The organism is Leptodesmis sp. (assembly GCF_052746595.1).
The window spans coordinates 1-12,975 of the sequence record NZ_JBRAGO010000014.1; the positions used below are offsets into that span (position 1 = coordinate 1).

Sequence of the window (12,975 nt, forward strand, 5' to 3'; positions counted from 1 at the left end):
CTCGGATGAGACTTCCCCTATACCAATACTTTCAGCACTTTTCTGCACCACTAAGGTTGCCGTTCTTTGGCTTTAACCCTTGGTGGTGCAGAAAACTCCTGAAACCCCTATAAATCAAGGATTCTCACCGAGACAGCGATCTTGAGTTTTATCGGGCGAACGAACGAGGGCAAGGGGTTTCAGGCGCTGTTTTGGTCGTTCAGGTTATCCATCATGAGACTCAAAAAAGTTTTCTGCACCACTCAGGACTTTAACCAGTAAATCCTGGATTGCAAATCCCAGAATTGGAGCTTGAATTTCTAACTGAGAAAAGGGTAGAAATTTTGCCTGCCCTGAATATTGAAGTAAATAACTATCAAAATCCGCCAGGATTTTTAGCTGTAATGCCTGTTCTAATTCCTCTGAATTAATTAAGTTGAAGTGGTATAGTTTCTGTAGCAGAGCAAGAAATAGATTGGATTGTGCATCCTGTTCTGCTTGAGCAAATTGTTGCTCCAAAGTCAGGATAATCTGCTTTACATCCGTACTATTTAGACGAGCAACATAGCGTTGCAGTGTCTTCAGAAACTCCCTCCAGGAAATCTGTTGATTTCCCGAAAAAACGACCCGCCCCTGAGATAAACCGAGATACCACGGCTCGATCGGATAAGCATCCCGTTGATCAGTAAATTCAAATAGCCAATATCCTGTGAGATTGGCGACATTCGAGATATTCGGAAGTCGGTTGATTACGGCAAGAAAGCGAATCAAAAGATCCATCAAATGCTGCATGGTCAAACTCGACAGATGCTTACGTACAAAGCTGAACGATTGGGTATGAAAGTTGAGTTGCAGGATGAGCGATATACGTCTCAGACTTGCCCTGCTTGTGGCAAACGGTATAAACCGAAAAACCGCCTCTACAAGTGTAGTTGCGGCTTTCAGTTTCACCGAGACGCTGTTGGATCAATCAACATTCGTCGAAAGTATCTGGAATGTTTCGATGTTCCAGTAGTCGGGGCGATGGCATCCCCCATTGGAGTGCGGTATTCAGCGCATCTCCAGTGTAGCCTTGTGCTGGCTATCCACGAGCGGTAGCGATGTGCAGTGGAAAGAATCCCCTACCTTTAGGTACGGGGAGAATGTCAAGATACATTGTGGTTTTTCTTCATCGGGCACGGTTGGCATTACGGCAACTAGGACTACTTAATGCCTGCCGATGGGCACCCCGACTTTGCAGACAGTACAGCCCTGTCCATCGACTCTATTACCCAGTACCTGCAGAACAGTGGAACAGAAAAGATCGTACTTGTGCTGGATGCCTGCCATACTGAAACTCAACAGTTTGGGCAAGGCTTTGGCACGGATCCCAGCGGCGTGATCACCCTCTTCTCCTCTGATTATGGTCAAATCTCCCGTAAACTCGATGGCCTCAAACATGGCTCCTTTACCTGTACCTTGCTAGATGGCCTGCAAACACTCAGCAAGTATCAAAATGCCACGTCGAGCATCTCTATCTGCTGCTAAAAGATACCCTTCCCAAACTGAATCGCCGTTCCTTAAACCTCCTCAAAATCCCCGTTTGCGAGTGGATCCCTCACTCTCTACGGCGATGATTCAAATTCCTCCAACCAAACTCAAAAGCAAGAATTAGTTACAAGAACTGTTCCTGTCTTACAAACTGAAATCCCCAGGAATGACAGGGGCACCAGCCCCTGGTTGCCGCGGAGAGTCAGCAACCTGCTAAAATCCTGGCGATCGCAGGTCTAACAGGCGCTGTAATCTGTGCAGGAGTAATTGGTTATTTAGGGTTACAAAAACCAAATCGCTCTTCTCCATCCGCCTCATCCACTGCTCAAACGAAAACGAATCTGGCCACTGCCCGTAATTCAACTAAAACGCTACCTCCGCCTAAGCAGGTGGCTCCTACCCGGATGGTGCCCAATCAACCAGATCGGGAAGCAGGGTTGGGAGAAGTTCCTTCTGAACGCAGTCCCAGCCGGGGGTGTACTACACTACCAATCCCCAGTTCACGGCATCCCGTAGAGAGATTGGCAAAAGTGGCGATCGGCTCTGCATTAAATTGGTAAATGGCCCTCCCAACTCGGCTAAAGGACCCTCTAAAATTGTGGTTAGCAGCGTATCGCGGCGAACAGATGGATACTATATCGATGCCACAGGCCAAAAACTCAGCCTGGGCAGCATTTATAGCGAACTATCCGATGGCAAACTGCTCTGGCAGCGATTAGAAACAGACGTGGATGAGTCTGGTCCAATGGGCGAATGCTTAACGACCAAGACAGAGTACGTCAAGAATGACAAACCCGGAGGGTAATCCCATGTAGTCCATAACATGGGAGTTACCGACAAAACTTTTCCACACATCGCACAAACATTTCTACTCCCATGCCCAGAGCCGTTTCATCAAAATCAAAGCGGGGATGGTGGTGGGGATAGGCCAGTCCTTTTTCGGCGTTGGCTGACCCTAAGAAGAAATAACAGCCAGGAACTTTTTGCAGGAAGAAAGACATATCTTCACCGCCCATCGTCTGGCACTCAGGTACAACCCCTAACGGGGATTCCACCACGTCTTCAGCGATGGAACGCACCAATTTAGCAATAGTGGAATCATTAATCACCGGAGGATAGAGTTCCCAGTAATTCAGTTCATACCGGGCACCATGGCTGTCACACACGCCTTTGATGATCTGTTCCATCCGTTGTTCAAAATACCCTTTGTAGGTGGGATTAAAGTAGCGCACTGTCCCGGTCATGCGAGCAGAATCAGCAATGATGTTATGGGCTGTTCCAGCGTGAAATTCACCAACGGTCACAACAGCGGAATCAATGGGATTAACATTGCGAGCCACGATCGTTTGCAACGCATTGACAACTTGAGCACCGACCACTACTGAGTCGATCGTTTGTTGCGGGATCGCGCCGTGTCCCCCCCAACCATGAATTACCAGATCAAAACATTCCACGGCAGCCATGAGTGGCCCAGTGCGAACTCCAATGGTACCAAGGGGTAAGACGTTCCAGAGGTGTAATCCCACGATTGCCTCCACATCGGGATTTTTCAGTACCCCTGCAGCAATCATGGGTTCTGCCCCCCCCAACCCTTCTTCGGCAGGCTGAAAAATGATTTTGACGGTACCAGCAAAATTATGAGTATGGCGGGATAGATAATAAGCAGTACCCAGCGCGATCGCCGTGTGGCCATCATGACCGCAGGCATGCATCACCCCATCATGTTGAGATTTGTAAGGAACTTCATTCTCCTCCTGAATCGGCAGAGCATCCATATCACAGCGGAGGGCAAACACAGGGCCAGGGCGATCGCCATAAATCGTAGCCAGAATTCCAGTTTTGGCAATCCCGGTCTGGTGTTCTATCCCCCATTCCTGTAGTTTTTGAGCGACGAATTCCGAGGTGAGAAATTCCCGAAATCCCAGTTCCGGCTTTTGGTGGAGCCGCCGCCGCCAGGCTACAATCTGTGGCTGAAAAGCCTGAATAGCTAGACGAATTCGGGATGTATCGACTGGAAGTGGCGTTAATGGGGTAGAAACCATAGATCTAACTGCGTTAAAAGGGTTGAATGGTGGGTAGTGGAAGTAACTCTTTTGAGCCAGTATTGTGAGCAACAGAAACCTTTCTCTAGAGTAACGACTTACCCTGCCAATACAAACTGTTCGTGTTCGTTTATTCTAGAAATCCCCTTTAAACCTTGTCCAAGTCAAGAACTGTAGTTTCTCTGATCGGAAAACGACCGTTCTCTAGCTGAACTTAGTTGATCTTCGTTCTCCCAAATTCCGTTGGATCGATTAGCATCGTATGGGGCTAATGCTCGATCCAGGTGTTTCATCCGGTTGACTATGTTTTTGTCCCTTCTCTCCTGCCCATGACCAAAACCCGTGTTCTGCCTCCACACTGCATCCTTCGTCCCGCTCGCTCCCCGGATCGATACTTAATCCGACGTTTGCTAGATGACTTTAGACAAGAAGTATTACCCCCGCCATCTACTAGGGATGTGTTGATGAAGTGGGTGGTATGGATATTTCTTGTCTTGGGAGGACTCTGTCTGGTGCTGCTGATTGGGCCGGGAGTCTTACTGCATCTCCTGGCAGGCCCTGCGATCGTACTAGCGATCGGGGGCTTCATCGCCCTGCTTTTTACCTGGAATGACGACTGGCAAAATTTTTGGGTGATCGAACACGAGCAAACCATTATTGCCTGTGCTAAACTTCGCCGCCACAGTCGGTATTCCGCTTTACATGACGTGTACGTTGTTCCCCATTGGCGCAGTCGGGGGTTAGGGTCTTATCTGGTGAAGCATTTAGGACAACAGGCCACTCGGCCCTTATACCTTAGCTGTATGCCCAATTTAGTTAAGTTTTACAACCGACTGGGCTTTACTCCTGTTGCCTCTGCAAAACTGCCACCCCTACTGCAATACGATTTAGGCATTCCCGGACGGTTCGAAGTGGTGCCTTTGAAATTACCTTAGAGGGTAGTTGAAAGACCCCGGTTCATACCCTTAATAGCGTGTCCTGGATAAGGACATTATCATTACAGATGATGTTTCCATTTCTGTTGCTAAAGCAGAACCACTCAATATTTTTTCACCTCCTGATTGCCTCCGTAGATAACGCTAGATTCGCCAATTCAGCGTTATGACAGCCATCCACGTGAAACTAGGAACGTGCGGCTAAAAATTTTCGCGCCTGTTGTTTGCCATCTTCAATCAATTGGTGAATCCTCTCTGGGTTGCGATCGAGTTTGCTTTCCTAGTTCAAACTAATTTGTAGCTTTGGAGACATTTCGATAAACGGAATGTAGTAAGGTTTGTCTTCCAAATCAATGAACGATCGCGGAATTTTGACGGGTTCCCGCAGCCCTAGTTCATCCAGAAACTCTTCCTTATAGGCTCCTTTCATCAACAAGTCATTTAGCCTTTCAATGCTGCGCAGACTCTGAAATAAAGAAATATTACCCTCCAATTCATTCCGTCGATCCAGGATGTCATCTGCTGCCACTGGAATGCTTTCTCTGCAGGTAGGATTCAGCTTAATCACCCAAATTTCTTGAGGCAGATTAGTTCCCACATCACTCGGATCCAGCAATTCAGTAATCGGGGGATTATCTGAAAAAATGCCATCCCAGTAAGCATTCGGGCCAATCTGCACGGATGGAAACAGGTTAGGAATGGCACAGGAGGCCAGCACATGCTCGACCTTAATCACTTCATGGGATGAGTTAAACATCCACAGCTTGCCAGTCCGAATGTTGCTGGCTCCCAGCAACAAAATCGGAGGTTCAGTAAGCGGCCCCCAAGAGGCAATTTCCTTAAAGTCAATATGCGTTTCTAACAGTTCCTGAAAGTTAGTGAAACGGCTGCGCAACTCAAGTGTGGCAAACGACATCCAGCTTTTTAACAAAGGAGAGGTAGGAGGAATGTTGAACTGAGGTAGGATTCCCTTGCTGGTATACTCCAGTGTTTTGATCGCAAAGTCGTTAAAAAACTTCTCCTGGGGAGATTGAGCCGTATTGTCTTGCCAAAAATCGCTCAATCGCTTCCAAACGGGCTGCTCCCCTTTCTTTAAGGCATACCAGGCCAGGATTGCCGCCAGTGCCCCACCGGAAGTCCCACTTAAGCTGACAATATTAAACTTTTCATGGACACCTTCTTCAAACAGGGCCTGTAAGGCTCCTGCTGTAAAGGCTGCATGGGCACCACCACCCTGACACGCGATCGCGATTTTGGTTTTCACTTTAGTTTTCATTTTGGTGTTACCTGAGCCATTTTACGAGTGATTTGAAAATAGCTATCCCACAATTGCTTTTGAGTTTCTATTGCAAGTTCAAGGGCTGTTTTCTGAGCATTCAGGGTTGAGTTAATCATCTCTTGCTGGATGGTCAGTAGCGTGTCAAAGCTAGTAGAGAAATCAGCCGGACTCACTTTCCCCGAAAAGCTATCCATCCAGATTTGAAAGAGTTGCTTCTGGGACTCGGTAAATTGTTTTTGAGACTCACTCCACAACTCGGTCAGCTTTTGCTGGGATTCACTGAACTCTTTAAATTGAGCCTGGGAATTGTTGAAGAAAGCCGTCACGTTCATCGAGTTTGGCCTCCAGATCTTCTTGATTTTTCAGGGGTTAAATTTGCTTCTCAGTGTACAGGGCACTTTAAGGAAAAACAAGTTCGTTAGTGGAGTTGACAGCACAGTCGCTGTTCCTTCTGCGTGTTGACTTTTGCCTTGTTACGACTGATCAGGAAGCACCAATGCCACCAGAATGCCGATTAATCCTGCAGCAGTTAAGTAAATTAAATTGACAGGCAAAACTCTACGGAGAACGAGTCCCTCATGTCCGGTCAGACCAACGGTGGAAACGGCTGCTACAATATTGGAAACCGCAACCATGTTTCCAGCCGCGGCTCCAGCTACTTGTAGGGCGAGTATCAGAGAGGAAGATACCCCAATTTGCTGGGCGACTCCAAACTGAAATAATCCGAACATCATGTTGCTGACGGTGGTACTTCCTGCTACAAAAGATCCCGTCATCGCAATAAACGGGGCAAAAAAAGGCCACGCTGCCCCTGCCAAGCTGGACACTCCATTCGCTAAGTAAGGTATGGGGAAGGCTGGACGAGTCCTGAAAACAGTGATGCAAAACTACGGCATTAGTCAGGGAAAACTGGCCGCAGTGATGGGAATCGGCTCATCTAATGTCTACCGATGGGCAAATGAGATTCGCGATCCAGGATCTGAGACTGTTATCCGCATCATTGAAGCGATCGAGGAAATTAACCCGGATGCCGCCGCAGAGTTTAGAAAACTTTACATGGGTGGTTCAGAAAATTAAGCGATTTGCCAATGTTCGCGATGCCATCGTAGAGATCCGGTATTGGGATAAAAATCACTATCAGACGGCAGGTGAATCAACTCACCATGAAACTCTTGCATTCGCTTTGAGTCTGTTGGTGGTTCTTCAATGATGCGATCGACTGGAACGATAATTCTGTAATCATCATCAATGCTAAACCAACCATGATCAAATGCCTAATGATAATTTTTACAAAGGGCTAGGCCGTTTGTATAATGATCGTCTTTAAATCTAGAAAATGGCTTAATATGTGCTCCGTCAACAATATCGCCGCTATCTCTACTAATGATTCGCAGCTTACAGAAGGCACATCTCTGATTATATAAAGAAACAATATTTTTTCTAAATATTGTGTCTCTAATAATATCTTCAAATTTTTTAACTTCTTTATCACTCATCTCAGTTGAGTAAATTGCTCCACTCTCTCGTAATGAAAAACATATCTCTTGAAAGGAATGAACTTGAAATAAATTTTGAATTTTCCTGACTTTGCTAGGAAACCATTTAGAAACAACTGCTGTAACTAAAGTAGATCGATTAATCGGAGATTTTAGTAAATCAAAAAGTTCTATATCCAGCCTTGCATATTTTATGTTTTTTCTTAAAAGATTGAGGCGATTGAGCCTGACTCCAGACTCTAAAATATTTTCAGATCCCGATTTTGGCTGTAAGTACCAGAATGGGCGTTTCGATCGACTGAGGAAGAAAAAAGCTTGTGCCAGATCAGCTTGATAATTTGGTGTACTTAGTTGGCTGCGAAATTTAGCAAAGGTAGAAATGAGTTCAAGCGACAGATAATTTTTATTCTCTTGAATCAAATCTTGCTCTATTAGTTCAATAATAGATAACAGTAGTAGTGGTTGATAAGGAGCTTTACCACCAACGGTATTAACATTCAATCCGTTTTGAAAGCAATTGATGTAATAATTTAAGTCCTTTTGCATTGCTTCCACTCCGCCCTCAATTGCTGATACTGAGGCAGTTTGTTATAGAACCATTTCTGTACCAATACTGTTTCTAGACTTCCCCTGGCAAGCGGATCTTGTAACATTTTAAACAGAATATCGTCAACGTAAGCGTATTTAATAGCCTGCTTCACTTCTTCAAAGGTTTTCAGTTTAATATTTGATGTCACAATTTTTCTAAGGCCTGGGTTTGGTATATGATGCCAAAATTTATCACCCCACAGATGAAAAAAGGTCTGGAAATATCTGGAGTATGAATTTCAGAACCTAGATAACTCCAGACTTGCGTAAATGTGTCGATCAGTTCTGTGCGTAAGTGAATTTGATTTTTATAATAGATTTAGTTTCGATCAAATGCAGTACTGATAGGACTAGAACAGGTTTGTGTGGTGCTATACCATGAGCGCGATCGACTCTTAATCTTGAAAATTTAAGTGAATAATATTGTAGTTTTTCTAGTTGGTTTAAAGTAACTCTAATTACTAGAAAAATAGATTCAGGTCTATATTCTCATCCTCATTCTTATCATCCAGCTTAGCCTTTTTCAGAATTAGTAGAAGTTGTTTTGTATAATCGTCAGATCCAGACAACTCATCTCGTAAAATCCTAAACCCTGCATTGGCATACTCCTCAAAAATTCTAAGACGCAGATTTTCGTATTCGTCTGTAGAGGAAAGAACTTTTAGATCTCTAATATTTAAGATGGCTAACAAATTGATAATTGATTCGTAACCTCTTGTAAAAAACTGCTCCTGTGGAATTGGATCAGGATCTTTCATAGAAATTTTTTCTAAGGGTTCACGCTTTCTTCTTTTGATACCGATAACAGCAGCAAATGTAACAATATCGGCATACGTCTGAAAAGGTGCACTAGGAGTTTCTGAGTTTTTCAAGGCTCTAATAAATTCTGCTTTATCCCTTGCAACTCTGATTCGACCTTTCATAGAAATCTAATTGATTAATCCTAGAATTATAGCCCTCTAATCTATTCTATGAATACCATCAGACCAACGTAAGGCTGCAATAGCCCTATGAACCTTCGCCAGTTCTCAGGGCTTTGACCAGTTTTGCTTTATCTTTTGCAACTTTGATGCGGATGTCGGCCATTGGGGGGTGAGTGGGTGGGTGGGTAGTAGGTAGGAGGGGTGGAGGAGTGGAGGGGTAGAGATGGGGGAGGTGATGGGGTGGAGGGGGCGATCGCGTTCAGGTTTCAGGCATGAGGGCTGGGATGGGTTGGTTGGTGGTTTTACGATAGATCGTGAAATCGCTGTCTAACGTTAAGAGTTCACTGGTGGTATACATTTCGGCCATCCTCACCAGGCAAGCATCCGCCAGGGACATGGGTACGGATTGATAACGGGTGAGTAATTCATTGACGCGATCGCTTTCTGCTTCTAGGTGAAACGGGATTTTGATATGTCCAGCCTCCACCATTCCCATGACAGCCGCTTTGCCATTGACAACTTGCCCTAACAGGAAACAAGCCTCAGAAAGCACTGCTTCACAGCTTAAAAACGGGGCTGGGAATTTAGCAACGGTCTTGGTTGCCCAGGCATGATAGTGATCGCGACGATCAATCAAGGCCACTAATGGGCCTGTATCCAGTAAAACTTGTCTTTTCATGCCTGCCCATACCCGTCCATATATTTTGAATTGGTTGAGAGATCTCCTGGTCCCTCCACGCACCCAATAAACTCACGGGCTGCTTGCAGGAAGGATATTTCTGGTTTGTCCAAAGGCTCTTCCTGTTCTCGTTCTGCTTCGTCCTTGACGCAACCGACCAGATCTCCGGCTGCTTCTAAAGCGGATTTTGTAGGGGAACTGGAGTGAGGAGGATAGGAACCATTCGTCTTACTTTGGAGAAACTCAACAAAGTCCAGCACTGCCTGTTGTTTATCCAGGGGGAGGGTTTCTAGCTTTTCGAGGACGGTTTGGGGGATGTTCATGGGGAGTGAGTGGGTAGGTGGGTGGGTGAGTGGGTGGGTGAGTGGGTGAGTGGGTGGGTGGGTAGGTGGAAAGGGCGATCGCTCAAGGGTGGTGTCAGGGCAGGATATCATTTAATCGTAGAGCCAACTCAGGGAATAATGGGGAGGTGATGGATTCTCCCAGGCGGTATTGTTGCTGACGGTATTCGCCATTGATCAGTTGACACACTGTAAATGTGGGCTGCTTCGGTTTACCAATGAAGGCAATTCCACCCAACCCTCGAAAATCGGCAATCCAGTATTCAGGAATACCCAGCAGGGCGTAATCTTCGACCTTGCGAGCATAGTCATCCTGCCAATTGGTGCTGACCACCTCTGCCACCAGCCGAATGGCCTTACCACTGGTCAAAATAGGTTGCTTTTCCCAGAGGGGTTCCTCAGCCAGATCAGCCTCATCCAGCACAATGACATCAGGACGCAAAGCTGTGGCCTCTGTATCTGGTGGTCGAATTAAGCAATTCTTAGGAATTGTCCATCGCAGATTCAGACGCAAAATTTCAGCAAATAGCCTTCCAGCTACCTTTCCCGCCGTTGACTCATGAGGGCCAGTTGGTTCCGTATCACGCAATTCCCCATCAATTAACTCATACCGTGGGTCGTCTGCATACTGGTTCAAAAACTCTTCAAAGGAGAGTAGTTTGGGAGGGGTATAGGTCATTTTTCCTCCTTTTTGCCACTAAAGGTTTCTAGTAACCAGCGGTTCAGGGTGCCGTCGTCTTCGGTCTGGCTGCGTTTCAGGGCTTCCTCAATGGTAGCGATCGCCAATCCCGGTAATACTTTAGACTCCTGAATCTGGCGACTGCCCCCATCAAACACCTCAAAGGCAATGACCTCTCCTGCATCCACATCAACCACCCAATACTCCTGAACTCCCAACCGCTCATACAGCAACCGCTTCCGCCCCAGGTCATCATTCAGTGTGGTAGAGGCAATTTCGATCGCCAGATGCGGCGCACCAAACTGATCCACATCCACAGGTTGAGAGGTCTTCGGTGGAATCTGGAAATCAGCCCCAACGTAAAACGCCAGATCCGGCTGACACTCACGCACACCCCGTTTACGAAAACTGCCATTCGTAAATCCTTTAATCCTGATATTTTTGACAGTGCCATAAAGGCTGACAGTTTGAGCAAGTACTGTATTGTCCTGGCTATGTCCAGACCCAACTGGCATCGTCTCAATCCTCATGCACCCGTTGTCGTAGTAGCATCTCGCCTGCTCATATTCAGGTCGTTCCGCCTGGACTAAAAACTCCTCCCAACTGGCCCTCACCCAGCTATCCGTGATCATCTCTTGAGTCGCTACCATAGCCAAATCTTCCTCCCTTTACCCTTCACCGTGATGACAGAAAAGTTCATCTCCAATGCAGCGGTGCGTTACGCTAACGCTAACAGCACCCTACGGGAACCTACCCACCTACTCACCTACTCACCCACTCATCTACTCACCTACTCACCCACCTCTCCACCCCATCACCCCATCACCTCTCCACCTCCACCACCTCCGTCCACTCAAACTCATTCGGACTTTGCCGCACCAGAGGATAGGTTTCCCCATTTAAGACGATCGACTCTGGCTGGCAGTCTGGCTTGGCGGAATTAAACACCAGCACATATTTCTTGCCAATGTAGGGTTCCATCTCTGTCTCCACCTCACCCCGCCACTGGGTCTTGGTCGCCAGCACCACGAGTTGATCCGCCAGGGTGGGAATGAGTTTGGCAATCTGCCGCCGATAGTTTTCATCCAGTGTCCCAAATGGGGAATCCATGACGATCGGGAAACTGCTGCTATCCAACCAAATCAGCGAATGCTTCTGACTCCAATACCGCACCCGCTCAATAATGCTGCCAATAAACGACAGACTAAGAATCTGGTTTTCTCCAGTTGAAGGCGCAACAATGCTCTCCCCATCGGTTAAATTTTCGATCAGCACCAGTTCATAGTTCTCGGTCAGCTTGGGCACCTTTGTCTTAAAGGATACCTGCCGGAAAATCTCGCGCACTTTCTGTTCCAGCACCACCCGGAATTTTTGATCCACCCGCGATCGCACCTCGGTAATCCGCTCGATCGCATCATCCGCCTTGATCTGCCGTTGAATCAATGGCTGCTGTTTGCCCTTCGCCTTAAACTCCTTAATCTGCTGATTCAGATCCACAATTTCCCCCTCGCACTCCTCAATATCCCGTGCCACATTTTCATCTTCTCGATGCAGGTCAATAATCTTATCCTCGATCTCTTCCAGTCGCTTTTCCAATCCACTGACGTTGATATCCTCATTGCCCTTCAACTGCTCCCGGATATCGTCAAGCTGGTTCTCTAAGGTCAAAAGATGCCGCCGTAAATTCTCAATACTGGCCTGCTCTTGCTCTACCTCGGCCCAAAACTCTGGAATCTGCCGTTCAATGCTGTTGACCTTACCACCCATCTGGATCACGGCTTCCTCCACCTGCTCAATCCCAGAGCGATCGAGCCACGATTCCACCTGCCGTCGCGCTTTTGTCCCCTGCTTCAACTCCGTCCCGCAGATGCACGACCCCTCTGTCAGCAAATCTTCGACAAATTGCTGCTTAATCCCGGCAGGTAATTCTCCCCGTTGCCGCAGGTCATTGGCCAGATTGCGAAATTGGGCGATCGCATCGGCAAGAAACACCATGTACCCCCGTGCTGAAATCGTCCGTCGTAGCTTATCTTCACTGCGCTCTAGCTGGGCCTGGATCTCCTCCGCCTGTTGCTTTAGATCATCTCGTCGCGTCTGAATCTGACCCACCTGATCGAGTTCTCGTAACTGCGTCGTTACTTTCTGTTTCTGCTCCTCATACGCCTTGATTTCACCAATGATCTCCTCCCGTCTCGCTTCCAGGCCAGCTTTCTCGTCCATCAGACTTTCTTTTTCCTTGACCGGTCGCTTTGTCTCCGGATCCCCAATGTCCGCCAGTTCCCGGTTCAGCGATCGCTGGGCTTCCTTTAAATGGTTAATCGCTCGATCCAAGACCTCCACACTTAAGAGCGTCCGGATCGCTCTGGAAATCTCCGATTTATTCTCCGATTTGACAATGCGATCGATGCGTTGCCCATCAAAGAAGAAATAGCAATGCAGGCTTTCCGGTAAAACCTGCCCAATTTTGTCCTCCGGCAGTTCTGGAGGTTGCACAAGTTTGCCGT

Annotated in this window: 17 protein-coding genes; 5 read left to right on the top strand and 12 right to left on the bottom strand. The window is 47.0% G+C overall.

Annotated features, from left to right (window positions below; translation table 11 throughout):
• Positions 1–204: 204 nt before the first annotated feature.
• Positions 205–759: a hypothetical protein gene (locus ACUVQO_RS04780; RefSeq protein WP_445924750.1), complete on the bottom strand. Its 555-nt coding sequence runs from the start codon at positions 757–759 to the stop codon at positions 205–207.
• Here ACUVQO_RS04780 and ACUVQO_RS04785 point away from each other — a divergent pair.
• The 3 genes from ACUVQO_RS04785 to ACUVQO_RS04795 all read left to right on the top strand — a co-directional run bounded on the left by ACUVQO_RS04785 (position 754) and on the right by ACUVQO_RS04795 (position 2,314).
• The gene (locus ACUVQO_RS04785) at positions 754–1,077 is read left to right on the top strand and encodes a zinc ribbon domain-containing protein (protein WP_445924797.1); all 324 of its coding nucleotides are present in this window, start codon (positions 754–756) and stop codon (positions 1,075–1,077) included. The genes ACUVQO_RS04780 and ACUVQO_RS04785 overlap by 6 nt on opposite strands.
• A gap of 111 nt (positions 1,078–1,188) precedes the next feature.
• Entirely contained in the window at positions 1,189–1,506 is a 318-nt protein-coding gene (locus tag ACUVQO_RS04790; RefSeq protein WP_445924751.1) for a hypothetical protein, read from the top strand.
• 478 nt (positions 1,507–1,984) lie between these two features.
• Entirely contained in the window at positions 1,985–2,314 is a 330-nt protein-coding gene (locus ACUVQO_RS04795) for a hypothetical protein (RefSeq protein ID WP_445924752.1), read from the top strand.
• 25 nt (positions 2,315–2,339) lie between these two features.
• Here the strand turns inward: ACUVQO_RS04795 and ACUVQO_RS04800 are convergent, their stop codons facing one another.
• Complete coding sequence (locus tag ACUVQO_RS04800; RefSeq protein ID WP_445924753.1) at positions 2,340–3,551, bottom strand: M20 family metallopeptidase; 1,212 nt, start codon at positions 3,549–3,551, stop codon at positions 2,340–2,342.
• A gap of 464 nt (positions 3,552–4,015) precedes the next feature.
• Here ACUVQO_RS04800 and ACUVQO_RS04805 point away from each other — a divergent pair, with 464 nt between their 5' ends.
• Complete coding sequence (locus ACUVQO_RS04805; RefSeq protein WP_445924754.1) at positions 4,016–4,486, top strand: GNAT family N-acetyltransferase; 471 nt, start codon at positions 4,016–4,018, stop codon at positions 4,484–4,486.
• 280 nt (positions 4,487–4,766) lie between these two features.
• Here the strand turns inward: ACUVQO_RS04805 and ACUVQO_RS04810 are convergent, their stop codons facing one another.
• From ACUVQO_RS04810 to ACUVQO_RS04820, 3 genes are all read right to left on the bottom strand, one after another.
• A complete protein-coding gene (locus ACUVQO_RS04810) occupies positions 4,767–5,762 on the bottom strand; it encodes a patatin-like phospholipase family protein (RefSeq protein ID WP_445924755.1) in 996 nt (331 codons plus the stop codon).
• Positions 5,759–6,097, bottom strand: coding sequence for a hypothetical protein (locus ACUVQO_RS04815; protein ID WP_445924756.1), 339 nt, complete (start codon positions 6,095–6,097; stop codon positions 5,759–5,761). Before ACUVQO_RS04815 ends, ACUVQO_RS04810 begins: the two co-directional genes overlap by 4 nt.
• A 141-nt stretch (positions 6,098–6,238) precedes the next feature.
• Positions 6,239–6,646, bottom strand: coding sequence for an L-lactate permease (locus tag ACUVQO_RS04820; RefSeq protein ID WP_445924798.1), 408 nt, complete (start codon positions 6,644–6,646; stop codon positions 6,239–6,241).
• On the opposite strand from ACUVQO_RS04820, the gene ACUVQO_RS04825 reads away from it, so the two are divergent.
• Entirely contained in the window at positions 6,612–6,842 is a 231-nt protein-coding gene (locus ACUVQO_RS04825) for a helix-turn-helix domain-containing protein (protein WP_445924757.1), read from the top strand. The genes ACUVQO_RS04820 and ACUVQO_RS04825 overlap by 35 nt on opposite strands.
• 197 nt (positions 6,843–7,039) lie before the next feature.
• On the opposite strand, the gene ACUVQO_RS04830 is transcribed toward ACUVQO_RS04825, so the two are convergent.
• The 7 genes from ACUVQO_RS04830 to ACUVQO_RS04860 all read right to left on the bottom strand — a co-directional run bounded on the left by ACUVQO_RS04830 (position 7,040) and on the right by ACUVQO_RS04860 (position 12,964).
• The gene (locus ACUVQO_RS04830) at positions 7,040–7,807 is read right to left on the bottom strand and encodes an HNH endonuclease (RefSeq protein WP_445924799.1); all 768 of its coding nucleotides are present in this window, start codon (positions 7,805–7,807) and stop codon (positions 7,040–7,042) included.
• 503 nt (positions 7,808–8,310) lie between these two features.
• Positions 8,311–8,772 (bottom strand): DNA phosphorothioation-associated protein 4, encoded by a 462-nt coding sequence (locus ACUVQO_RS04835; RefSeq protein WP_445924758.1) that lies wholly within the window; start codon positions 8,770–8,772, stop codon positions 8,311–8,313.
• Between the two features lie 259 nt (positions 8,773–9,031).
• Positions 9,032–9,451 carry a type II toxin-antitoxin system VapC family toxin gene (locus tag ACUVQO_RS04840; RefSeq protein ID WP_445924759.1) on the bottom strand — a complete coding sequence of 140 codons (420 nt, stop codon included), beginning with the start codon at positions 9,449–9,451 and terminating at the stop codon, positions 9,032–9,034.
• On the bottom strand, positions 9,448–9,885 hold the full coding sequence (locus ACUVQO_RS04845) for a DUF2281 domain-containing protein (protein WP_445924760.1): 438 nt from the start codon (positions 9,883–9,885) through the stop codon (positions 9,448–9,450). The genes ACUVQO_RS04840 and ACUVQO_RS04845 overlap by 4 nt, the downstream gene beginning before the upstream one ends.
• On the bottom strand, positions 9,869–10,471 hold the full coding sequence (locus tag ACUVQO_RS04850) for a Uma2 family endonuclease (protein WP_445924761.1): 603 nt from the start codon (positions 10,469–10,471) through the stop codon (positions 9,869–9,871). Before ACUVQO_RS04850 ends, ACUVQO_RS04845 begins: the two co-directional genes overlap by 17 nt.
• On the bottom strand, positions 10,468–11,121 hold the full coding sequence (locus ACUVQO_RS04855; protein WP_445924762.1) for a Uma2 family endonuclease: 654 nt from the start codon (positions 11,119–11,121) through the stop codon (positions 10,468–10,470). The genes ACUVQO_RS04850 and ACUVQO_RS04855 overlap by 4 nt, the downstream gene beginning before the upstream one ends.
• Positions 11,122–11,293: 172 nt before the next feature.
• Positions 11,294–12,964 (bottom strand): hypothetical protein, encoded by a 1,671-nt coding sequence (locus ACUVQO_RS04860; protein ID WP_445924763.1) that lies wholly within the window; start codon positions 12,962–12,964, stop codon positions 11,294–11,296.
• Between the last annotated feature and the right edge of the window lie 11 nt (positions 12,965–12,975).

What these genes read in the sequence shown, in the direction of transcription:
- ACUVQO_RS04780 (WP_445924750.1), bottom strand. Translation starts at nt 759, where the DNA reads ATGGATCTTTTGATTCGCTTTCTTGCCGTAATCAACCGACTTCCGAAT.
- ACUVQO_RS04790 (WP_445924751.1), top strand. Translation starts at nt 1,189, where the DNA reads ATGCCTGCCGATGGGCACCCCGACTTTGCAGACAGTACAGCCCTGTCC.
- ACUVQO_RS04800 (WP_445924753.1), bottom strand. Translation starts at nt 3,551, where the DNA reads ATGGTTTCTACCCCATTAACGCCACTTCCAGTCGATACATCCCGAATT.
- ACUVQO_RS04805 (WP_445924754.1), top strand. Translation starts at nt 4,016, where the DNA reads ATGAAGTGGGTGGTATGGATATTTCTTGTCTTGGGAGGACTCTGTCTG.
- ACUVQO_RS04810 (WP_445924755.1), bottom strand. Translation starts at nt 5,762, where the DNA reads ATGAAAACTAAAGTGAAAACCAAAATCGCGATCGCGTGTCAGGGTGGT.
- ACUVQO_RS04815 (WP_445924756.1), bottom strand. Translation starts at nt 6,097, where the DNA reads ATGAACGTGACGGCTTTCTTCAACAATTCCCAGGCTCAATTTAAAGAG.
- ACUVQO_RS04825 (WP_445924757.1), top strand. Translation starts at nt 6,612, where the DNA reads ATGGGGAAGGCTGGACGAGTCCTGAAAACAGTGATGCAAAACTACGGC.
- ACUVQO_RS04830 (WP_445924799.1), bottom strand. Translation starts at nt 7,807, where the DNA reads ATGCAAAAGGACTTAAATTATTACATCAATTGCTTTCAAAACGGATTG.
- ACUVQO_RS04835 (WP_445924758.1), bottom strand. Translation starts at nt 8,772, where the DNA reads ATGAAAGGTCGAATCAGAGTTGCAAGGGATAAAGCAGAATTTATTAGA.
- ACUVQO_RS04840 (WP_445924759.1), bottom strand. Translation starts at nt 9,451, where the DNA reads ATGAAAAGACAAGTTTTACTGGATACAGGCCCATTAGTGGCCTTGATT.
- ACUVQO_RS04845 (WP_445924760.1), bottom strand. Translation starts at nt 9,885, where the DNA reads ATGATATCCTGCCCTGACACCACCCTTGAGCGATCGCCCTTTCCACCT.
- ACUVQO_RS04850 (WP_445924761.1), bottom strand. Translation starts at nt 10,471, where the DNA reads ATGACCTATACCCCTCCCAAACTACTCTCCTTTGAAGAGTTTTTGAAC.
- ACUVQO_RS04855 (WP_445924762.1), bottom strand. Translation starts at nt 11,121, where the DNA reads ATGGTAGCGACTCAAGAGATGATCACGGATAGCTGGGTGAGGGCCAGT.